This is a genomic window from Micromonospora sp. NPDC003776 (assembly GCF_053605645.1).
Genome location: NZ_JBSGJR010000011.1, coordinates 18,174 through 37,956, shown reverse-complemented (window position 1 = coordinate 37,956; position 19,783 = coordinate 18,174). Strand labels below are relative to the sequence as shown.

The window sequence follows — 19,783 nt, the reverse complement described above, 5'->3', positions numbered from 1 at the left end:
GCCGGTGGTGGCCGCGTGCCGGCAGGGCCGGGCGAAGCAGCTGATGCTGCGCGGACGCTTCGGCCCCGGTGCCGCCGTCGCCCGGCGGGTCGCATTCACCTGGGCGGCCCTGTCGGCCGCCACCCACCACCACTGCTACGAACTGGCGCCGACCGCCGCCGAGCTGCGTCGCCTGCACACCGAGGTGAGCACCCTGCTCACCCACCTCGACCGAAGGACGGAACCTCAACGATGACCTACCCGCAGCCCGGCCCCGACCTCACCCGCCCGCAGCCGGCACTGCCCGCCGTCCCGGGCCCGTACCCGCCGGTGTCTGCCGTGCCCGGGCCGTACCCGCCGGTGTCCGTGCCTCCCGCCGCTTACCCGCCGGGCCCGGTCATGGCCTATCAGGCCGGCTACCCGCAGCGGGTCACCGTGCAGCCGACCCTGACGTCGGGCATGGCGACCACCTCGCTGGTGCTCGGGATCCTCGGCGTGCTCGGCGGCTGGTGCCTGTTCGGGCTGCCCTGCATCCTCGCCGTCATCCTCGGCCACCTCGCCCTGCGGGAAACCCGGGACGGCACGCGGTCGGGACACGGGATGGCGGTCGCCGGTCTCGTCCTCGGCTACGTGTTCGTCGGCCCCATGATCCTCTTCACCGTGATGGTGTTCTTCGGCAGCGTCCTGAGCGCCGCCACCCCGACGCCCTGACCCGGGCGGCACGGGTACAACAGTGGCCGCCACCGCGGCCCGAAAGCAGGCGCCCACAAGGCCGCCGGAAAGACAGGAAGGCATGACCCAGAGGAAACGCCTCCACGCCGTATCCGACCCGTCGCCTGAGCTGTCCCGACGAGACGACAGCTTCGTCGTCACGGCCCGCTGGCGCACCGACGCCGGGCCGACCGAGATAACCGGGCCGGACGAGGTCGTCATCAGAGTGGCGGACGACGCGGCGCCCGAGGTCCGGGCCCGCGGCGTCACCTCGGCGATCCTGCACCGGATGGGCCGGCACGTCGACGACATGGTCGCTGAGTTCCACGACATGCCGAGCGTCGGCGCGTACCAGGTGATGGTGCGCGACTACATCGAGGGCCGCCTCGCGGAGCTGGCCCAGGCCCGGGGTGCGACCGCGGACGGCTTCGAATCCGACCTCCTCGACGTCTTCGAAGACCTGGCCGGCCGCGGGCACACCGACCCGCTCGGGGCGCTCGCGACGGCAACGGGCCGGTCACGGCAGGCCCTTGAGCACCTGCTCGACGCGGCTCGTCAGCGGGATCACCGAGACGGAAAACTCGCGTGAATGCTGCGGCACCACTGCGGTGACCTCGTCAGAGCAATACCACGCATGGCGGCACGTCCTCCGACGCGTCGCACCCCACGTCTTCGTCGTCGCCGACGCCGCCAGCCCTCCCGGATCTTGCTGTTGACGCTGCCGGGCAAAGGCATGCGCCACCAACCCGTGGCTTTGACATGGCGCAGCTCAGGGAGCCCTACCTCAGTGCGGCAGCGTCGGCGGCGAAACTGCTCGCCGTGGATCATGGAGCCGGTTGGCGGCATGGATGCGTACACCCATGCTGCGCGCACTACGTTGTTGGAACAACGGGCTAACGGGATGTTTGCGCCACCGCTGGCATTCGTCGTCGCGCCTCGTTGTTCAGTGGTTGGTGGGGCTGTGCCAGCGCGGCCGGTCGCGTCGCGGTGCCGGCAGCCGCAGAACGCCCAAGCCCGCTCGCTCGACATGTGCTGCGCGGCCACCGCATGGCAGGCGGTCATGTCCCCCTCTGAGCCCCAGGTCCACCGGCCGTCGCCGCCGCGGTTGAACCATCGGATGAGGGCGGCCGCGCGGCGGCGGCCGCCGGGCTTGGCGTTGGCCTTGACCTCGAGCTCGTCGTCGTCGGTCAGGTCGGCGAGGTCGGCCAGGCGGATGACCTCGTATCGCCCCAGGTTGTCGCCGAGTGCCATGGCCGGAAGGTAGCGCCGGCGGGAGGCTTGAACGGCGGCCCGGTGTGCCACCCCGAGAAGTAATCCAGTAGCGGTGCGCAGCGCCCTCTCTACACTATGCAGTGGTGAGTACCTTCAGTTGGTGACTGTGTGGAGGTGCGTGATGGCACGCCGACTTAACCATACGAGAGTCGGTGCTGCTGGCCTCGCAGTCACACTGGCCCTCATCTCGGGAGGGTGCAAGAGCGACACCCAGGATAGGCCCTCGTTCACGCTGCACTGTGACGCCTTTTGTGCATACGACACTGGGTATGGGTACGACGGCGGGATGTACCTCACCACCCGCTCTGGTTCAGGAGTTGACAACAGCTGGTCCCAGTTCACTCAGATCAAGGGTGAAGGGCGCCCCTACCCTCTCGATGCGGACGTGACGTACAGCCCGGACCACCGCGAGTCGTATCAGATGTGGACGTGGGCGGGGGCTCGGCCCGTCACTCCCCTGCCCGGGTTGGGGGAGCTTGCCTTCGTGTGGCGCAAGGCTGATGGGACCCAACCTGCAGGCGTGGATGGTCTCAGCGTCAACGTCAACCCGACCCCGAGCTTCGAGCGGATCTCCACCACCATGGTTGACAGGCGGCTGCACATCTGCGGGGTGGCCTACGGCGGGGCATGGGGTGATGGTGCTAACAACGGCGACATAGTGGTCAACGCCCGGGAGGAGGACCCAGATCTCCACTACTCGGCAACCTATCAGTTCCTCCAGGCGTGGCACTACGTTGAGTCCGTCGCAGGGCACCGAGACTTTGTGGACGTGGCCTGTGCCACCGTGTTCAACCCGGCCACCGCCACCGAGGACCTCCACCTGTTCGGTGTCACCCGAGACGGTCACCTCCTACGAACCGTACACACTGGCCCGATCACTGGCCCGATATCCGGGAGCAGCAAGGGTAAGTGGAGGGGATGGTGGGAGGACATGAAGGTCGTCTGGGGCGGAGGGCTCGGAAAGGTCGTGCGTGTGGACGCCACCAGCCGATACCACAGGGACCAGCTGGCCGTCGTAGCAGTCACGGATGACGGCCGCGCCTGGTACACGGGCACCAGTAACTCTGGTACCTGGACCACCCCTCGGGACATCGTGGCGGGCGTCAATGCTGTCACTGCACCAATTAGCCAGGTCATCAACGTGGATGATGTGGCCATAGCCTTCTGTGACGCCAACGTGCCGCATAGGGTGGGCAGCGAGAGCGACTGGGAGCTGAACATCGTCCTCAGATCCTCGGACAAGAAGCAGTTACTGCACACCGTCCTTGCTGGTGTCTCCACACAGTGGGCTACTGTTGGCCCTGGCTCCTCCCCCTCGCTGTGGAAGCCGTTCGTAGACCTGCTAGATGCGGCCATGTACACCGACCTCAGCGGGAGGAAGTACCTTTCAGGGTTTGCCGTGGGGGAGCAGCCTTACCCTGCCACCCCGCCGCCCTCCGCCTCGTAAGGGTGATCGAGTTGCTGTCCCACTGGTGCAAGACCGGCATGGCCAAGACCTCGACGCCCGGCGCCTGACCGGGGAGGCGCCGGGGCCCGCCCGGCGCCTCCCCGTCGTCAACGCTGGCGGTACGCCGCCCGGACCGCGAGGCAGAGGCCGACGGTGCCGGCGAAGGCCACGCCGGCGCGGAGGATGGCGTCGGCCAGCTGGTGGGTGCTGACCCAGACGATGAACCCGGCCCAGCTAGCCACCAGCAGCGCGGCCATGAAAACCAGGGCGAGGGACAGGGCTTTGCCGCTGCGCGGCTCGTTCGGAGGCTGGGGGGAGCTCGGCAGACGGAGTACGGTCATTGCCGGGTCCTTTCGGTCATCAGGGAAGGTGGCTCGGCGGACTCGTTGATGACGGCGGCCCTGGCTGGAATCCGGTGCCGTCGTTCTTGGGAACCGCGGCGTTTGCTGCGTCCCCGGCGGCGGCACCCGGGTCGGACCGGGTGCCGCCCACCCGTGTAGGTGGTGCTCCATTCGCCGGCCAGGCTATTGCATGGAGCAACAAGCCCCAACCGTCGCGACGTAAGCAGTTCTGGCTGGCCACGATCCCCGGGTGATGTCGAGGCCCATCATGCTGACCAGGTTCGTCGTCGTCCCCGCAAGGCGTTCCGCGAGGACCTGCACCCGCGCGACCGGGGTGGACGGTTCGCCCGCAAGCCGGGCGGTGCCGCGGCCGCGGCGATGACCGACGCGCAGTTCTCGGCTCGGCAGAACTGGGTGTCGCGGACCCCAGCGACCGGCGGCACGCCAATTACGCACCGTGACAGCCGAGCCCGGAGCAGGCAGCGCTCGCCCTCGGCTTCCCTCGCGGAGGGTCGCGATGAGGCCGTCGAACCACGAATCGTCGGCTACGCCCCACGCCTGGCGTCCCTCGCCGCGAACGTCGAAGGCCGCTAATCTAGCGAAGATCGTCTAGGGGGTGTTCTGCCGATCTTGGTCGGGTGAGACGGAACCTCGAAGGGTTAGGGTGTCGATGTGACGACTGCCCGGCCGCTCGACAGCGAGGAACTCGCGAGCACGGCTGCCGAGCGCGAGCTTCTGGAAGCCTTCATCGATGCGTACCGCGATGTCATCGTCGCCAAGCTCCGTGGGCTGTCGGAGGATGACGCCCGCCGGAGCCTGGTGCCCTCGCTCACCACGCTGATTGGCCTCGTCAAACACGCCGCCGCTGTTGAGCGGAACTGGTTCCAGCACTGCCTGGAACAGCAGCCCCGTGAACAGATCAGTGGTAACTCGTTCGGTGACGACGCCAGTTGGCAGGTCAGCTCGGACGAGACGGTCGCAGACGTCATCGCGGAGTACGCCGCGGTCTGTGATCGATCGAGGCAGATCGCAGCCGGCTTCGCCCTCGACGACGCTGTGCCTCATCCCCGCCTGGGCAGGGTGTCACTGCGCTACATCTACGTGCACATGATCCGTGAGTTGGCACGGCACTGCGGCCAAGCCGACATCCTCCGGGAGCAGATCGACGGCATGACCGGCGACTGAGGTGCCTCCTTTGATCATGGAAGCCAGATGACAGCGGCGATGAGGACGAGGCTCGACCGGTGCAGGGATGCGCGTTTGGCGTAGCGGGTGGCCAGGTCACGCCATTGCTTGAGTCGGTTGAAGCAGCGTTCCACGACGTTGCGCTTGCGGTAGGTGGCCTTGTCGAAGGCGGGTGGTCGCCCGCCGGTGCTGCCCTTGGCGGCCCGGCGGACGACCTGGTCGGAGCGTTCGGGGATGACATGCCGGATCCCGCGTTGCCGCAGCGCTCGGCGGGTAGAGTCGTGGGCGTATCCCTTGTCCGCGACAAGCACCTCGGGGCGTTTGCGCGGGCGCCCGGGTCCGGGCTCGTTGACCCGGATCGCATCGAGCAGGGCGAGCAGTTGGGGGTTGTCGCCGGCCTGGCCTGGGGTGACGGCAGGCAGCCGGGACGTGTTCCGCAAACTGGCCGGATTCGACGACGCGACCTGGACGCGAGGACGCGGCTGAGCGCTGACGTTCGTTAGCGCGTTGACGTACTACCGAGAGACCAACCCGGCGATGGTTGCCGTCGCAGAGCGGGCGGTCGGTGAGGTGCTGGCCGAGCGGTCCTGAGCGGAAAGTGCAGATTGTGCCTGCTGTATCGGAGGTACCCGGAGTGTCACCCAGGTCCTGATACCGATCTTTCACGCAGGTCCCGAGACCGGACACGCCGGCAGCCGGTGGCCAGTAGGCGACCGAGCGGGGCTCCTGAAGGTCCCGTCGTCGTTTAGTGTCACGCCCGTGGATGGAAAGCGCGCCCGACGGTGGGCGCTGGCGGTGCTAGTCGCTCTGGTCCTGGTGGCGTCCGGCGTCTTCACGCTGCGGTGGCTGTCGGTGCCCGACCGGCCGAAGCTGCCCGAGCCGTTCCGGGAGCAGCTGGCAGCGCGCGTGGTGGACATAATCGAACACGACCCCACCTTCGACCGGGGGCACGATCCGGATGCACGGCCGGTCTGCGCCGCCTCGGTGTTCGGGGTGGCGCCGGACTCGGCTGACACCGTCGACGACGTCCACACGATCTACACGCTGGCGTTCTGCCAGTACCTCCCCAACGCCGACATCGGGAAGGGACCTGGCATCGACCTCGGCCTGCTCGAGGGCGTGTCGATGCCGATCGCCCTGCATCTCGGACCGCCGGTCACCCATCAGGAGCCGGAAGAGGGAGAAGACGTGTACGCGGACAGCATCCGCCGGATCTTCCCGAAACCCCTACAGGGGGCTGCGTTCGGCGCCGCACCCGACCCGGCAATGAAGCACGCGGTCGACGACCGCATCATGCGTCTGCTGTCCTCGCCTGTGCCCTCGCCTTCCCACTCCTGACACCCAACATCCGGCATCAGTCCGTCACGCCATCAAGTCGAGCCCGACATCACCGACACCCGGCCGATTCGTACGTGCGTTCGACTAGGCTGCTGCGGGTGGAGGTACGCGGACGGTGGTGGAACGGGAACGTGCGCCACGAGGCGCTATCGATCGAGTGGAGGTGAGAGACCTTCACCCGTCTGCTGTCGTAGCAGTGGGCGTGAAGCTGGAGGCAGCCTGACCGCGGGAACGCGCGGGAGGGTGGGAAGCAGCCTCGACAACGCCGGGATGGGTTGGTACTGCCAGACGGCCCAGGTTCGGCAAGCGAGACGGAAAGGTGTACGTGAGGAACCGACGTGTAACGCCTCTTAATTCCACCACCGGCTCAAATCTGGTGGATATGGGCCGGGATCGCGGACGATCCATCCGGGCTAGCGCCGTCCGGGTGGACATTGCGGCGGGGTTGGTTCCCCTCGTCGTGGTGGTTGCGGGGAAGGTCTACGGCGTAGCCGCAACGGGCCGCAGGGGCAAAGTCGGGCACCTCCTCCGTCGATCGATCGGTGGTGAACGTGGGAACCGTCGGGTGCGGACCCGGCGCCAGCGCGGCCAGCGTGGCGGAGATGGGAGGGCGCGTTGTCCTGCCGGGGCATCCGATGGGGCGGAGTCCGCGTAGTAGTCCGAGGGCGGGAAAGCCGTCCACATGGCGAAGGCGGGCAGCGGGCTCGCAGGGAGGGATTGTCATGCCAGGAGGTCGCCGGTGAATACCGGCGCGCCGTGGCCGAGCCTCGATGAGGCGTGGCGGCGGGTACTGGAGATTCAGACCAAGCTGCATCGATGGGCAGGCGAGGATCGGTCTCGCCGGTTTGATGATCTGTTCAACCTTGTCACCGATCCCGCGTTCCTGATGGTGGCGTGGGATCGGGTGCGGAGCAACACCGGCTCGCGCAGTGCTGGTGTGGACGGCTTGACCGCCCATCACCTCCAGGCGCTGTTCGGTGCGGAGCCCTTCATGGGCATGATCCGGGAGGCGGTGCGGTCAGGCGAGTTTCGGCCGCTTCCGGTGCGGGAGCGGTTGATCCCGAAGCCGGGCAGCCTCAAGAAGCGCCGGTTGGGGATCCCGACCGTCGCAGACCGGGTTGTGCAGGCGTCGCTGAAGCTGGTGCTGGAGCCGATCTTCGAGGCGGATTTCCATCCGTGCTCGTTCGGTTTCCGGCCCCGCCGACGCGCTCAGGACGCGATCGCCGACATCCATCTTCTGACATCCAAGTCATATGAGTGGATCTTAGAAGCTGACATCGAGGCGTGCTTCGACTCGATCGACCACGCCGCGCTGATGACGCGGGTGCGCCGACGCGTCGGGGACAAGCGCGTGCTGAGCCTGGTGAAAGCGTTCCTCAAGGCCGGGATCCTCACGGAGACCGGCTCCCGCGAGGAGACGCACACCGGGACACCGCAAGGAGGCATCCTGTCTCCGCTGTTGGCCAACATCGCCCTGTCAGTGCTGGACGACTTCGCCCAGCACACCTGGCAGACGGTGATGTCGACGAGAATTCTGCGAGAAAAGCGCCGCCGGCACGGCCAGCCGAACTGGCGGCTCGTCCGCTACGCAGACGACTTCGTCATCCTCGTGCACGGCGAACGGCGTGACGCCGAACAGCTACGCGACGAGGTGGCCGTGGTCCTCGCCGCGATGGGCCTGCGCCTGTCGCCGCCGAAGACCATGGTGGTCCACATCGACGAGGGCTTCGACTTCCTCGGGTTCCGCATCCAGCGGCACCGGAAACGAGGCACGGGTAGGCGCTGCGTATACACATACCCGTCCAAGAAAGCGGTCACCGCGATCAAGGACAAGGTCCGCACGCTCACCCACAGCTCAGCACAAGCCGACCTGACCGCCCTGCTGGAACGCGTCAACGGCGTACTGCGAGGGTGGAGCAACTACTTCAAGCACGGTGTGTCGAAACGGACCTTCAGCTACCTCGGTGCCTTCACCTGGCGCCGGACAGCGATCTGGATCCGCAAACGACACAAAGGCCTGACGTGGAAGCAACTCCGACGGCGCTTCATGGCCGGCGGATGGACGATCACCGACGGACAGCTCACCCTGTTCAACCCGGCCTCGGTCACGGTATCCCGGTACCGACGCCGCAGCGTGATCCCCAACCCCTGGACACCCCCAACGCGTCGCCTGACCCAGCCGACGTGAGTCCGTGGAGAGCCGGATGCAGTGAGAGCTGCACGTCCGGTTCGGAGGGCGGGCCGAAGAAACGGACTGGGCGAAAGCCCGGCACCGCGCTTCGGCCCGACCCCACTGGGGCCGCATGGCCCGGCGCGACATCTGGCTGGTCACCGACGGCCAGCTCTGGCGGGTTCATGGTCGCCTCGGTGGAGACGGCGGGCAGGAGGTCTCCTACGACTTCCCGGATGAGGCATCCGCCCGCTTGATCGTGGAGCGGATGATGAAGACCTCGGCCGGCACCTGGCGGGATCTCACCAAGGCGATCCGGCAGGAGTCCGAACGTCGGCAGGCTCGCTAGGGCTTTATGGCCATATCGCCGCTCTTCGGCCCTATTGGCTGGTTCGCTCCGTATGCACACCGCCGGCCATGTCGCGCCCCGGCATTTTTCTGCAATGCGGGCGGGTCACGAGCGGGTTGCCGCAGGGGCCGCTCTGCACGATCGCCTGCTGGAACAGGCCGGCCGCCGACGGCGATGCCAGCTGGGTACAGGTGCTGTACGCGCCGGCCGACTGGCCGAAGAAGGTGATGTTGTGGGGGTCGCCGCCGAACCGGTCGATGTTGCGCCCCACCCAGCGCAGCGCGGCCTGCTGGTCGGCGATGCCGAAGTTGCCGGCAGCCGGTTCGGTCGCGGCGAACGCCGGATGATCGAGGAAGCCGAGCGCGCCGAGCCGGTAGTTGACGGTCACCACCACCACATGCCCGGAGACCGCGAGCCGGGTCGGGTCGTAGTCGCTGCCGGACCCGGACACGAAGCCCCCGCCGGGTAGCCATACCATGACCGGCAGCCGCCGGGCGTCCCTGCGTGCCGGGTTGGCGACGTTCAGGTACAGGCAGTCCTCGCTGCCGACCACGGTGGACCCGGTCGGTCCTCCCATCTGCGGGCAGGGATTGCCAGGCCGGGTCGCGTCACGCGATCGACGACGGTTGGACGAAGCTGCCGCAGGCGATCCAGCTGGTCCAGGCCACGCGTGCCGGTGACGCTGTTTCTGACCATCCGTGCGATCCGCGACAACCTCGGCTACCAAAAGCGGCTGCAGATCGCCGATGCGGACATCGAGGCCCCACCCACCCCGAGTTGAAGGGCAAGTCGTACGCCGCCGACAAGCAGGAGGTGTGCGGCTTGGCCGGCCAGCTCGAAGCCCCTTACGTAGGGCGATGCCGACGCCGCCACCGCACCTGCGCAGGCCGCGGACCGGCATCGGGCCCGAATCAGGATTCGCCACTCTTGGGTAGGCCGGGTTCCAGGCTTTCGCGCAGGTGGCCGGAGGGCTGAGCGGTGATGGGCGACGGGGTCAGACGGGAGGTGAGGCGTTCCTCGAGCCCCGTGATGGCGGCGTGGATCTCCGTACGCAAGTCGTTCAGCAGCGCTTCGTGATCATTGTGGAGATCCCGGCGGGTGACGTCCCGCGCATCCTCGGCCAGGGTGACCACGATCGCGCCGCCCGGAGCGAGTGTTGCCCTCTGTACCTCGTGCACGTCGCTGGCGCCTTGGCGGCGGAGGGCTGCGGCGAGGTCTGCTTGGCGAAGCCCCATCCGGTGCAGTGCCTTGTGGTCAACCTTGCCGTCCCGAACGAGGACGGTCTGCGCTCCCTCGAAGATTCGGTTCAACCGCGGATACCGGTTGACCACGCGCACCATGACGCCGTTGATCGCGACAAGCACGGCCGCGCCGAGCAGACCGCCCGACAGACTGTTGTCGCTGCCGATGATGGCGTTCTGAACGACGTTGGACAGCAGCAGCATAACGACGAGATCGAAGCTGTTGAGCTGGGCAAGGTCGCGCTTACCGCCGACGCGCAGCAATATCGCCAGCCCCCCGTAGACGAGCACGGTCCTCAGCACCTTCTCCAGCACCGGGATCTGCACGTGCCAAAGGTCAGCCCACATCGACCTCGTCTCCCATCTGATCTGCCCGTGGCTATGGGTCGCCGACGCGCGACCCTACAGTAAGTAGTGCGACGGTCCTCGTCGGTGGTCACCGGCATCCTCGCCGCCGCGTCGCCGGCCGCGGACGGTGCCGCTTCCGCGCATGCGGCGAAAGCGAGCACGTCCGAAGATGCCGTCATCGTCTGGGACCGTAACGCGCAATCCGCGATCTGGGACGTGGCAGGCCAGCAGCCGCAGGTCCAGGCGCGCAGCTTCGCGATGATGCACGGCGCCATCTACGACGCGGTCAACGCCATCGCCGGGACGCCCTACCAGCCGTACCTGATCGCGCCGGGCACCAACGACCGCGAGTCGGTGAACGCGGCGGTCGGCACCGCGGCCTTCCAGGTGCTCAGCTCCCTGTTCCCGGCCCAGCGGCCGCGCCTGCAGGCGCAGTACGACCAGTGGCTGACCACCGTACCCGACGGCAGCGCGAAGCGGCGCGGGATCTCGGTGGGCAGCCAGACCGCCGCCGCGATGATCAGTGCCCGGCAGAACGACGGGGCGTTCGGCGACGCGGCCTGGCCGGTCGGCACCGGGCCCGGCCAGTGGCGGCCCATCCCGCCGACCAACACCAACGACGGGGCATGGGTGGCCAACCTCAAGCCGTTCCTCATCCCCAGCGCTCGATGTTCCGCTCGTCCGGCCCGCCCACGCTCACCAGCGAGCAGTACGCCCGGGACTTCAACGAGGTCAAGACGGTCGGCGCCGTCAACAGCACGGTGCGGACGGCGGACCAGACCCAGGCCGCGATCTGCACGACCGGCACCTGGGCGAGTGGGAGATCAAGCGTCAGCTCGCCGCGACGCACCGGCTGAGCCCTCTGCAGACGGCGCGGATGTTCGCGATGGTCGACCTTGCCGAGGCCGATGCGACGACGGCCTGCTACAACGACAAGGCCGCCTGGATGTTCTGGCGGCCGGTCACCGCCGTCCAACTGGCCCGCACCGACGGCAACCCGGCCACCGAGGCCGATTCCGGCTGGATGCCGCTGCTCGTCACGCCGCCGCACCCCGACTTCACGTCCGGGCACACGTGCCTTACTGCGGCCAGCATGCTGGCGCTGCGGTATTTCTTCGGCCGCGACGACATCCCGTTCAACGCATACAGCGATGCCTCGGGCACGACCCAGTACTTCGGCAGCTTCTCCCAGGCCATCGCCGAGGTCATCGAGGCGCGGATCTGGGGTGGTGTCCACACCCGGACGGCCGACGTCGAGGGCGCGAAGATCGGCACCAAGGTCACCTCGTACATGATCAGCCACTACTTCCGCCCGCGGCGGTGACGCGCCGGGCCCGCAGCTGAGGTGGGCGGTAATGCCGTCGGGCCGCCTGCCGGCGTCCCCACTGATCAACTCAGGGGCGCCGGCAGATGGCGACTCCGCCGGGTGCGCCGGCCGGAATCGCACCGGCTGCTCGCGCTGGTGCCGCTGTCAGTCTGTCAACCAATGCGGCGCCTTGCCCGGTTCGACCAGCACGACCGCCCGGGCTGCGGTGTGGGTCACCGCGTTGGTGAAGCTGCCCTCGGCGAACTGGGCCACCGGACCCCGCGGGGACGGGCCGATCGCGATGACGCGCGCGTCGATGTCGTCGGCGTGCTGCGCGAGGGCGCGACCCGCGGCGGCGTGGTCGCCGACGCTGGTGAGCACCTGACCGGTGGCGGCGATGCCCCTCGCGGCCAGCCGGTCGAGGTGGCCCAGGACCGCGGAGTGCGCCTGCTCGGCGTCCTCGGGGTCGATGGCCAGTTCCTCGATGACGACGGTCTCGCGGACGTGGACGACCTCCAACGGGCGCCCTTCGTCGCGGGCGATCGCGGCGGCCGCGTCGACGATCTCGGCGGCGTTCTCGGTGGCGCCGACCGCGACGATGACCGGCTGGTACCCGGCCGCCGGTGCGGCCCCGACGCGCTCCAGGCTCGGGCGTACCGTCTCTCCCTCGACCAGGCCCTTCTCGGCGGCGGCGACCAGCTTGTGGCCGGAGGCGAGAACGACGATGGCCAGGATGAAGGCCGCGCCGCCGAGGTAGAAGGGGACGCTGAGGTTGGTCGCGTCGGCCAGCTTGCCCGCCGCGTACGGGGCGAGGCCGCCGCCGATGAACCGGACGAAACCGTACGCCGAGGAGGCGATCGGCCGCTCCACTGGTGAGACGAGCATGACCGCCTGGGTGGTCAGGGTGTTGTTGATGCCGATGAACGCGCCGCTGAGAATGACCGCGACAATCACCGCCGCGGGAGTCTTCACGCCGATCCCGATCACGGCCATGACGATGCCGAGGCCGACCAGGTTGACGTAGAGCACCGGCGCGGTGCCGAAGCGCGCCTGCAGCCGTGGGGCGAAGAACACGCTGAAGGCGGCGACCAGCAGGCCCCAGCCGAAGAAGACCAGCCCGAGCCGGTGGGCGTCGAGCTCCATCGGGTACGGCGCGTAGCCGAGCATGGTGAAGAAGCCCCAGTTGTAGAGCAGCGCCATGATGCCCATGGTCAGCAGGCCGCGGTAGCGCAACGCCTTGAGCGGCGCGGCCAACGAGGTCTTGCGCTCGGGCTTCGGCAGGGCGGGGACGAACGCGAGGGTCGCGACGAGGGCGATGAACATCAGCGCCGCGACGCCGAAGAACGGCCCGCGCCAGCTGATGCTGCCGAGCTCGCCACCGAGCAGTGGCCCGACCGCGATGCCGAGACCCAGCGCGGTCTCGTACAGGATGATCGCCCCGGCGAAGCCGCCGCTGGCCGAGGCCACGATGACGGCGAGGCTGGTCGCGATGAACAGGGCGTTGCCCAGGCCCCAGCCCGCGCGGAAACCGACAATGCCGCTGATCGAGTTCGTCGTGCCGGCAAGGGCGGCGAACACGACGATGAGGCTCAGGCCGACCACCAGGGTGAGCTTGGCGCCGATGCGGCTGGACACCCAGCCGACCACCAGCATCGCGACCGCAGTCACGACCAGGTAGCTGGTGAACAGCAGTGACACCTGGCTGGGCGTGGCGTGCAGACTGCTGGCCAGCGCGGGCAGGATCGGATCGACGAGCCCGATGCCCATGAACGAGACGACACAGGCGAACGCCACGGCCCAGACGGCACGCGGCTGCTTGAACGGGCTCGGGGCGGCCCCATGCGATGCGGTCATGTGCGGGTTCTCCTGAAGGTGGTGTTGATGCGCGTCCTCACGCCCGGGCCTCGACGAGCCGGGTGAGCGCGGGTAGTGCGGCGGCGATCACGGCCTGATCCTGCGGATCGAGGCGGTCGAGCATCCGCTGCAGGACGTCAGCGCGCTCCGCACGCCGGCGTCGCACGAGGTCGAGGCCGGCCCCGGTGGCCTCCACCACCACGGCGCGACGGTCGTCACTGTTCGCGATGCGGCGCACCAGGCCCTCCCGTTCCATGCGGGTGACCAGCTGCGTCATCCCCGGCTGGGAGACGCCCTGGGCATGAGCCAGCTCGGTCAGCCGGTGAGGTCCGTCCCGTCCGAGGCGGTTCAGGGCGGACGAGGCCGCCGTGCTGAGGCCGCCGGCGGTGGAGACCTGGCGGATGAGCGTCACGAGATGCTCGAGCACCACGACCAGCTCAGCGCCCGAGGCATTCCGTTCCATAACCACATTATTCATAATCTCCTTATGGCTACGGCTCGCCGCCGGGCCACCTGAGGCACGCATCACTTTCCGGCGCCTGGCTCTTTCCCCGCGACCACCCGCTCAGTCCACGTGGGGTGCGCGCGGGGGCACGGGCTCCGGAGGGTGGATCGATAGATTTGCCGGGTGGCGCGGGTGTTGGTGACGGGGATGTCGGGCGCGGGCAAGACCACGCTGCTGAACGAGTTGTCGGACCGCGGCCACGAGACGATCGACACCGACTACGATGGTTGGACGTCGCCCGACGGCGACTGGGACGAACCTCGCATGGCAGCCCTGCTCGCAGGTCGGGCCACCGTCGTCGTGTCAGGGACCGTGGCCAACCAGGGCCGCTTCTACGACCGTTTTGACCACGTGGTCCTGCTCAGTGCGCCACTCGGCGTCCTGCTCGACCGCGTCGCGGCCCGGTCGACCAATCCGTATGGGAAGTCAGCCGAGCATCGAGCGGACATCGAGCGCTACCTACGCGAGGTGGAGCCGTTGCTACGGCGCGGCGCCACCGTCGAACTCGACGGCCAACGTCCCGTGAACGAGCTGGCCGCCATCGTCGAGCAGCTGCTCCTTGGAGCGTCCTGAACCGCCGCTGACCGGCGCACCTGACTCGCCGCCCGGGGGTGACCCCTTCAGGCGCCGAAGAGGTCACCGAGCAGGAAGCCCTATCCAAGGCGTAGCCAGACCGGGAGCTCTCAGCCCGCCGGCCCTGAAAACTTGCTGAAGCCGCATCTGTGGATTATCGAGGTATCGCACGTCGGCAGTCACCGCCCCGGCCCAGTCGCGGCCGGAGTCGCGTCTTGCTCGAGCCGCCGCGAGGGCTTCAGGGTTCGCTCAGGTTCAGCACGCATCCTGGTCTTTGTAGCTTCTCCGCCTGCGGCTGGCACCTGCCGAAGCCGCGACACGACACGATCAGGGGATCAGAGGACGGGCTTGATGGTCGGCAAGCAGGACCGGCGACGCCAGGGACAACATCATCGAGGTCACCTGGGATATCCAAGCGCACGGCTCGATGTGCACGCGGGCGGCGAGTCGGACGCCGTCGTCCGCGAAACGGGTTCGCTTCGTCGTCACCGAGGCATCCGGCCGGGCAGGTCATGACTGAGCAGCGAAGTGTGGCCGGTCGGCTGCTGACCGGCCTGTACGCTGCCGCGACCGTCCTCGCGCTCGCAGTGCTGGTGCTGGGCCGCCGGGAACATTCGACTGCGCCTGAGTTGGTGATGGGGCTGCTGAACGTTCCCGTCGCCGGGACGTTCCTATCGGTTGTGGTGCTGGCTTTGGTCACCGGTGCGCTGATTCTGCGCAAGCGGGCCGCGCTGTGGTTCGTCGCCGCCTCTCAGATGCTCGGCGTTTATCTAGGGCTGGTGGCCCTCCTTCCGGGTCGTCCCTGGCCACTGGCCGAGGTGTGGGAGTCTCGCGGTGACCTCGGTCGGGGTTTGGACATCTTCTCGATGCTCGTGGCGATCGGCGCACTCGTTCTGCTGTATCGGCTGCGGACCGAGTTCTGTGCCAGGTTTCGTCCCGGGTCATGGTCGACAGCCGCGGTCGTGCTGGTAGCGGGCACCGCCGCTACGGCGCTGCTCACCTGGGTTCTGCTCCACCTCGCGCGTAGTGACGGCGCTTCCTGGCGTGAGTTGCTGTTCACCGGGTTGCGAGCCCTGTCCGGATGGTCCGCCCGGCACCCGGCGGCGGGGATTGACGATGTGGTCGCCGCGGCGCCCGGTCTGACGGTGCTGGCGGCGATGGTCGCCCTCTTGCACTCGGCGCGCCAGGCCACGTCGTGGACACCCAAGCAGGAGATCGCAATCCGGCGCCTCGTCGCCGAGCACGCTCCCGCGACTCCTTGAGCTACTTCGCCACTCGCCGCGACCAGGCCGCCGGACAGTGATCATCGTTCTCAGACCCGCAGTTCAGCCGACCGTCACGGTGCTGCCCCGCGAACGAGCAGCGATCAGCCCCAGCGGAGAAACGTTATGCAAATGATCGTCACCTAGCCCACGTAGAGCACTGCTACACCTCACCGTGACAGACTTCCAAATGAGACCAAGGAAAGGGGGACGCGATGGCCCTGACCAGCTCCGGGCTCTTCGTGGTGGTCTGCGTCCTTGCTTGCGGCGCGCTCGCCCTCGCAGTGGTCGACAAGCCTCACCCGAGTCGCGCTGGACTGCAGATGCTCGCACGCGCTGCCCGCGTGATGGCGGTCAGCGCTCTGGCTGTGCTTCTCGTCGGCCTGGCACTGAACAACCAGTACCTCTTCTACACCTCATGGGCAGACCTGCTCGGATCGTCGGACCACGCGACGACGCACACGATCGGCGACACGACCGCCGCCCAGACGAGACAGCTGCCCGGCAAGGGTCTGGCTGGGCAACAGCCTCCCACCGTGCTCCCCGCTCTACCGGCACCCGGTCAGCGGCTCCAGAGCTACGCGGTGTCCTCGCCCGACATTGCCGGACCCGCTCAGGTGCTGGTCGAGCTACCGCCCAACTACGACCCCGCCAGCGCCCACACCTACCCAGTCATCATCGGCCTGCACGGCTTCCCCTCCTCACCCCCCTCCTACCTGAAAACCGGCATCGTAACGGTGCAAGAGCAGCTCGTGAGCAAGCACACCCTCGCCCCCAGCATCGTCGTCATCCCACAGATCAACGTCCCACGCTCCGTGGACACCGAATGTGTCGATGGTGGTCCCGGGCAGCCGCACGTCGACAGTTGGCTTTCTCATGACCTTCCACGCTGGATCGTCGCACATTTCCGGGTACGCACCGATCGTCTCTCCTGGGTTGCGGCGGGTTACTCCTACGGCGGATGGTGCGCGGCCTCCCTCGGCCTCCGACATCCCGACATCTTCGGCGCCGCCATCGTGTTCCAAGGCTATTTCCGCCCTGACTTCGGCACCCACTACATTCCGGCAACCTCTAACCTCGGCCAGTACGACCTCGTCCGGCTCGAATCACGACACCCGGTTCCGCTCTCCTTGTGGACCATCACCTCGCGGCAGGACAGCCTCTCCTATCCGAGCACTGCCCAGTTCCTGCGCAGTGCTCGGCGTCCCACAGCCGTCACCGCGACCGTGCTCCCACACGGCGGACACCGAAACGCCGTGTGGCAGCCATTCATCGGGTCCGCGCTGACCTGGCTGGGTCATACCCTTCCGGGCTTCCATGCGTAAGCGCAGATCACGGCTGCGAACAGCACACCGCCGGCCGAGGCGAGCACGACCATCGCCCGCCGTAACCGGATCGGCGAGCCGGTACCTCTACGAGTGATCCTCAGCAGCTGCTGACCCTCCTGGTCACTGAGCCGCCGAACGCGAACGGGTTCTGCCACCAACACAGCCTGAACCACCTACACCGTGCGGCCGGCACCCCCGACGACGTGTCATCCAACACCGTGAACGTTCGTGGTCACGGCACCAGTCGCCTTTCACTCAGCGCCCGTCGTCCTCTGTCAAGGCGCACCAACGGATGTCACCGCTTCTGCTGACTTCCTGCTGACGCTCCGCCGAGCTTGACGCCTTCGTCCCGAACGAACGATCACCATCCGTCGGCGGCGGTAGCGGTGCATGAGGTTGTATAGGTCAGCTCGTGGCGCTCGACGTTGCCGAACACCTGCCGTAGCGCAGCCATCGTCTCGTCCCACCACCTCTCCGGCCTGGCAATTGTCCGCTGGATACGCCGAGGTGAATGGGCGGAGTGCCAGGCGATCAACAGGGTGCCACCGGGCCGCAGCACCCTCCGGGCGTCGGCCAACGCCGCCTGCAGGTCCGGCCACATCGCTACCGTGTTGACCGCGACTACATGATCGGCGTGCCGGTCGGGAAACGGCAATGCACCCGCAACGCCCAGCCGCAGGTCTGCTCGCTCGGCGACGCCAAGACGACGCATACGACGGTGGGCCTGCGCCAACATGACTGGGGACGGGTCCACCCCGCACGCCTGCGTCGCCGGGTCACGCGCCAGGAGCAGCTCGAGCAACTGGCCCGGGCCAAACCCGATTTCGCACGTGCGCGCCCCCTGTTTCGGCGACAGCAGCCCCAGGACCTCTCGGTGAGCCGAGTCGTCACGGCCCATCACCCAACCGGCCAGCCGTCCGAGCGGCCCGGACGGGATCCCGAACGGGTTGAACGTAGCGCGTGGGAGGTCGTCAGCCATGACGCTCACCTTGTCCCCTCAACCTGGGTTGAGGTCAAATGGCCCCATGTACACGGTCGGCCAGGTCGCCACCCGGCTGGGACTCCGGGTATCCGCGGTGCATTTCTACGAACGCCGTGGCCTGCTCCCCGTAGTACCGCGAGTGCGCGGGCAGCGCCGCTACAGCGACGAGCACCTGCGGCAGCTTGCGTTCGTCCAGCTTTGCCAGGAAGCCGGACTGTCGCTGGACGAGATTCACGTGCTGCTCACCTCTGATGCGGCCACTTGGCAGGAGCGGGTGCGGGCCCGCATCATCCAACTCGACGCCGATATCGCACGGCTGCAACGCGCCCGCGGCTACCTCGCCGGGTCACTGCGCTGTCCGGCAGACCATCCCGCCATTGACTGCCCTCACGTGCAGCGGGATCTCGACGACCGGTTGAGTTGAAGCGGAACTCAAGAGCCGCAATCTACCCACCGGCCAGACCGCAGCTCAACGCCTGCTCATACGGCGTCCGGCGCTTCCATGGCTGGCCACTGCTTGACAGCGTTTGACGCTGTCTTGTGCCCCCTGTGTGCCCCCACACCACCGCGCCGCCTTCCGGCTTGTGTGCCATGCCGTTCCTCCGGATGGTGCGTTGATCGTCGAGATCCTACGAGGCGCGGCAATAGGCACAAGCGGGTCGCTGTCACCTGAGCAGCGCCTCGAGCTCGGGAAGTCGGCCGAACAGTTCAGGGAGGCCGCGCACTCCCTTGCGCACGGACTCGTGCGACAGCGCGAGGTCAGGGCCGGTGCTGGCTTCGACACCGGCGAGGCAACGGAGGACGTTCCACCTCGTATGCCCCAGCCAGCCGCTGATCATGAACACGAACCAGCTTGGACCCCACGGCGGCAGCGCTTTGCCTCCTGCGACGTAGCCGTCGAGGACCGAGCGGAAGATGGCGGGCTTGATGTCGTCGAAGCCAGGTCCCTTCGCGAGGCTCAGTGCGGTCGAGCCGAGCTCACCGGACAGGTCGAGCATCCCCGAGAGCTCCCAGTCGAGCACCACCGGCCGACCCGCTCGGGAGAGCAGGTTCCACGGTTGGATGTCCCGGTGGGTCAACACGACGGGGCCCGGTCGCTCGCAGGTGTCGACGAAGTGGGCAATCGCGAGGAACGTCTCGACCTGGGAGGTAAGTTCGCCGGCCCACGGCTGTCCGGTCACTGTCGCCCGCTCGGCGAGTTCAAGCCAGTCCCGTGGCGTCGGGTCCTCGGTCGAGACGTGGGTCCACGCGACGTCGAGCGCGTGGATGCGCGCGAGAATCTCACCGATCTCGAACGCGCACGCCGGCGACACAGGTGCTTCGGGCATCTTCTCACCCTCGACCCACCGGTGGACGAGCGTGTGGTGGCTGGCCGAGATCGGCTCTGGCATCGGGATGCCGGCGGCGAAGGCCGCCCGCTCGAACCTGAACACGTCCTCGGCTCGGTAGTTCCAGCGGCGATCGAGGAGGTTCAACTCCTTCACCGCGAATGACCCCTGGTCGGTGTCGAGTCGGTACATCCGGTTGGCGAACCCGCCGTGGACACGGATCATCGGACCGGTCGGCGCGCCGAGATATGAAAGGCCCATCCG

The 19,783-nt window shown here is 67.9% G+C and carries 21 protein-coding genes and 3 pseudogenes; 14 read left to right on the top strand and 10 right to left on the bottom strand.

The window, feature by feature from the left end; all coding sequences use genetic code 11:
* The 3 genes and pseudogenes from ACWEVO_RS02165 to ACWEVO_RS02155 all read left to right on the top strand — a co-directional run.
* Positions 1-235: pseudogene (locus ACWEVO_RS02165) on the top strand (hypothetical protein); the annotation flags it as partial.
* Positions 232-690 (top strand): DUF4190 domain-containing protein, encoded by a 459-nt coding sequence (locus ACWEVO_RS02160; RefSeq protein ID WP_452305727.1) that lies wholly within the window; start codon positions 232-234, stop codon positions 688-690. The pseudogene ACWEVO_RS02165 and the gene ACWEVO_RS02160, both read left to right, overlap by 4 nt.
* A gap of 22 nt (positions 691-712) precedes the next feature.
* Complete coding sequence (locus tag ACWEVO_RS02155) at positions 713-1,279, top strand: hypothetical protein (RefSeq protein WP_452305726.1); 567 nt, start codon at positions 713-715, stop codon at positions 1,277-1,279.
* Here the strand turns inward: ACWEVO_RS02155 and ACWEVO_RS02150 are convergent.
* On the bottom strand, positions 1,255-1,941 hold the full coding sequence (locus tag ACWEVO_RS02150; protein WP_452305725.1) for a hypothetical protein: 687 nt from the start codon (positions 1,939-1,941) through the stop codon (positions 1,255-1,257). The two genes, ACWEVO_RS02155 and ACWEVO_RS02150, sit on opposite strands and share 25 nt — an antisense overlap.
* A 307-nt stretch (positions 1,942-2,248) precedes the next feature.
* On the opposite strand from ACWEVO_RS02150, the gene ACWEVO_RS02145 reads away from it, so the two are divergent.
* Positions 2,249-3,409 carry a hypothetical protein gene (locus ACWEVO_RS02145; protein ID WP_452305724.1) on the top strand — a complete coding sequence of 387 codons (1,161 nt, stop codon included), beginning with the start codon at positions 2,249-2,251 and terminating at the stop codon, positions 3,407-3,409.
* Between the two features lie 107 nt (positions 3,410-3,516).
* On the opposite strand, the gene ACWEVO_RS02140 is transcribed toward ACWEVO_RS02145, so the two are convergent.
* Positions 3,517-3,750, bottom strand: coding sequence for a hypothetical protein (locus tag ACWEVO_RS02140; protein ID WP_452305723.1), 234 nt, complete (start codon positions 3,748-3,750; stop codon positions 3,517-3,519).
* A gap of 672 nt (positions 3,751-4,422) precedes the next feature.
* Between ACWEVO_RS02140 and ACWEVO_RS02135 the strand changes: the two genes are divergently transcribed.
* Entirely contained in the window at positions 4,423-4,935 is a 513-nt protein-coding gene (locus tag ACWEVO_RS02135; RefSeq protein ID WP_452305722.1) for a DinB family protein, read from the top strand.
* Between the two features lie 14 nt (positions 4,936-4,949).
* On the opposite strand, the pseudogene ACWEVO_RS02130 reads toward ACWEVO_RS02135, so the two are convergent.
* Positions 4,950-5,348, bottom strand: a pseudogene (locus ACWEVO_RS02130) (IS5 family transposase); the annotation flags it as partial.
* A gap of 346 nt (positions 5,349-5,694) precedes the next feature.
* On the opposite strand from ACWEVO_RS02130, the gene ACWEVO_RS02125 reads away from it, so the two are divergent.
* The 3 genes from ACWEVO_RS02125 to ACWEVO_RS02115 all read left to right on the top strand — a co-directional run bounded on the left by ACWEVO_RS02125 (position 5,695) and on the right by ACWEVO_RS02115 (position 8,792).
* A complete protein-coding gene (locus ACWEVO_RS02125) occupies positions 5,695-6,273 on the top strand; it encodes a hypothetical protein (protein WP_452305721.1) in 579 nt (192 codons plus the stop codon).
* Between the two features lie 739 nt (positions 6,274-7,012).
* Positions 7,013-8,461, top strand: coding sequence for a group II intron reverse transcriptase/maturase (ltrA, locus tag ACWEVO_RS02120; RefSeq protein ID WP_452305720.1), 1,449 nt, complete (start codon positions 7,013-7,015; stop codon positions 8,459-8,461).
* 115 nt (positions 8,462-8,576) lie between these two features.
* A complete protein-coding gene (locus ACWEVO_RS02115; protein ID WP_452305719.1) occupies positions 8,577-8,792 on the top strand; it encodes a hypothetical protein in 216 nt (71 codons plus the stop codon).
* A 31-nt stretch (positions 8,793-8,823) separates the two neighbouring features.
* Here ACWEVO_RS02115 and ACWEVO_RS02110 read toward each other — a convergent pair.
* The 3 genes and pseudogenes from ACWEVO_RS02110 to ACWEVO_RS02100 all read right to left on the bottom strand — a co-directional run.
* Positions 8,824-9,405, bottom strand: a pseudogene (locus ACWEVO_RS02110) (carboxylesterase family protein); the annotation flags it as partial.
* A gap of 298 nt (positions 9,406-9,703) precedes the next feature.
* Entirely contained in the window at positions 9,704-10,360 is a 657-nt protein-coding gene (locus ACWEVO_RS02105; protein WP_452305718.1) for a DUF421 domain-containing protein, read from the bottom strand.
* Positions 10,361-10,689: 329 nt separating this feature from the next.
* Positions 10,690-11,019: a hypothetical protein gene (locus ACWEVO_RS02100; protein ID WP_452305717.1), complete on the bottom strand. Its 330-nt coding sequence runs from the start codon at positions 11,017-11,019 to the stop codon at positions 10,690-10,692.
* A gap of 30 nt (positions 11,020-11,049) precedes the next feature.
* On the opposite strand from ACWEVO_RS02100, the gene ACWEVO_RS02095 reads away from it, so the two are divergent.
* Both ACWEVO_RS02095 and ACWEVO_RS02090 read left to right on the top strand, forming a co-directional pair.
* Positions 11,050-11,238, top strand: a complete 189-nt coding sequence (locus tag ACWEVO_RS02095) for a hypothetical protein (RefSeq protein WP_452305716.1) — start codon at positions 11,050-11,052, stop codon at positions 11,236-11,238.
* 20 nt (positions 11,239-11,258) lie between these two features.
* Positions 11,259-11,705 (top strand): vanadium-dependent haloperoxidase, encoded by a 447-nt coding sequence (locus tag ACWEVO_RS02090; RefSeq protein ID WP_452305715.1) that lies wholly within the window; start codon positions 11,259-11,261, stop codon positions 11,703-11,705.
* A gap of 147 nt (positions 11,706-11,852) precedes the next feature.
* Here the strand turns inward: ACWEVO_RS02090 and ACWEVO_RS02085 are convergent, their stop codons facing one another.
* Complete coding sequence (locus tag ACWEVO_RS02085) at positions 11,853-13,541, bottom strand: MFS transporter (protein ID WP_452305714.1); 1,689 nt, start codon at positions 13,539-13,541, stop codon at positions 11,853-11,855.
* A gap of 37 nt (positions 13,542-13,578) precedes the next feature.
* Positions 13,579-14,004, bottom strand: coding sequence for a MarR family winged helix-turn-helix transcriptional regulator (locus tag ACWEVO_RS02080; protein WP_452305713.1), 426 nt, complete (start codon positions 14,002-14,004; stop codon positions 13,579-13,581).
* Between the two features lie 165 nt (positions 14,005-14,169).
* Here ACWEVO_RS02080 and ACWEVO_RS02075 point away from each other — a divergent pair, with 165 nt between their 5' ends.
* The 3 genes from ACWEVO_RS02075 (at position 14,170) to ACWEVO_RS02065 (ending at position 17,206) form a co-directional block, all read left to right on the top strand.
* Entirely contained in the window at positions 14,170-14,619 is a 450-nt protein-coding gene (locus tag ACWEVO_RS02075) for an AAA family ATPase (RefSeq protein WP_452305712.1), read from the top strand.
* Positions 14,620-15,131: 512 nt separating this feature from the next.
* Positions 15,132-15,881, top strand: coding sequence for a hypothetical protein (locus ACWEVO_RS02070; RefSeq protein ID WP_452305711.1), 750 nt, complete (start codon positions 15,132-15,134; stop codon positions 15,879-15,881).
* Positions 15,882-16,096: 215 nt separating this feature from the next.
* Entirely contained in the window at positions 16,097-17,206 is a 1,110-nt protein-coding gene (locus tag ACWEVO_RS02065; RefSeq protein WP_452305710.1) for an alpha/beta hydrolase, read from the top strand.
* Positions 17,207-17,570: 364 nt separating this feature from the next.
* On the opposite strand, the gene ACWEVO_RS02060 is transcribed toward ACWEVO_RS02065, so the two are convergent.
* Positions 17,571-18,188: a class I SAM-dependent methyltransferase gene (locus ACWEVO_RS02060; RefSeq protein ID WP_452305709.1), complete on the bottom strand. Its 618-nt coding sequence runs from the start codon at positions 18,186-18,188 to the stop codon at positions 17,571-17,573.
* A 46-nt stretch (positions 18,189-18,234) separates the two neighbouring features.
* Between ACWEVO_RS02060 and ACWEVO_RS02055 the strand changes: the two genes are divergently transcribed.
* Positions 18,235-18,615, top strand: coding sequence for a MerR family transcriptional regulator (locus tag ACWEVO_RS02055; protein WP_452305708.1), 381 nt, complete (start codon positions 18,235-18,237; stop codon positions 18,613-18,615).
* Positions 18,616-18,856: 241 nt separating this feature from the next.
* On the opposite strand, the gene ACWEVO_RS02050 is transcribed toward ACWEVO_RS02055, so the two are convergent.
* Complete coding sequence (locus ACWEVO_RS02050; RefSeq protein WP_452305707.1) at positions 18,857-19,780, bottom strand: phosphotransferase family protein; 924 nt, start codon at positions 19,778-19,780, stop codon at positions 18,857-18,859.
* Positions 19,781-19,783: the final 3 nt, after the last annotated feature.

What these genes read in the sequence shown, in the direction of transcription:
- ACWEVO_RS02085 (WP_452305714.1), bottom strand. Translation starts at nt 13,541, where the DNA reads ATGACCGCATCGCATGGGGCCGCCCCGAGCCCGTTCAAGCAGCCGCGT.
- ACWEVO_RS02060 (WP_452305709.1), bottom strand. Translation starts at nt 18,188, where the DNA reads ATGGCTGACGACCTCCCACGCGCTACGTTCAACCCGTTCGGGATCCCG.
- ACWEVO_RS02145 (WP_452305724.1), top strand. Translation starts at nt 2,249, where the DNA reads ATGTACCTCACCACCCGCTCTGGTTCAGGAGTTGACAACAGCTGGTCC.
- ACWEVO_RS02070 (WP_452305711.1), top strand. Translation starts at nt 15,132, where the DNA reads ATGACTGAGCAGCGAAGTGTGGCCGGTCGGCTGCTGACCGGCCTGTAC.
- ACWEVO_RS02055 (WP_452305708.1), top strand. Translation starts at nt 18,235, where the DNA reads ATGTACACGGTCGGCCAGGTCGCCACCCGGCTGGGACTCCGGGTATCC.
- ACWEVO_RS02160 (WP_452305727.1), top strand. Translation starts at nt 232, where the DNA reads ATGACCTACCCGCAGCCCGGCCCCGACCTCACCCGCCCGCAGCCGGCA.
- ACWEVO_RS02095 (WP_452305716.1), top strand. Translation starts at nt 11,050, where the DNA reads ATGTTCCGCTCGTCCGGCCCGCCCACGCTCACCAGCGAGCAGTACGCC.
- ACWEVO_RS02080 (WP_452305713.1), bottom strand. Translation starts at nt 14,004, where the DNA reads ATGGAACGGAATGCCTCGGGCGCTGAGCTGGTCGTGGTGCTCGAGCAT.
- ACWEVO_RS02065 (WP_452305710.1), top strand. Translation starts at nt 16,097, where the DNA reads ATGGCCCTGACCAGCTCCGGGCTCTTCGTGGTGGTCTGCGTCCTTGCT.
- ACWEVO_RS02050 (WP_452305707.1), bottom strand. Translation starts at nt 19,780, where the DNA reads ATGGGCCTTTCATATCTCGGCGCGCCGACCGGTCCGATGATCCGTGTC.
- ACWEVO_RS02150 (WP_452305725.1), bottom strand. Translation starts at nt 1,941, where the DNA reads ATGGCACTCGGCGACAACCTGGGGCGATACGAGGTCATCCGCCTGGCC.
- ACWEVO_RS02090 (WP_452305715.1), top strand. Translation starts at nt 11,259, where the DNA reads ATGTTCGCGATGGTCGACCTTGCCGAGGCCGATGCGACGACGGCCTGC.
- ACWEVO_RS02140 (WP_452305723.1), bottom strand. Translation starts at nt 3,750, where the DNA reads ATGACCGTACTCCGTCTGCCGAGCTCCCCCCAGCCTCCGAACGAGCCG.
- ACWEVO_RS02115 (WP_452305719.1), top strand. Translation starts at nt 8,577, where the DNA reads ATGGCCCGGCGCGACATCTGGCTGGTCACCGACGGCCAGCTCTGGCGG.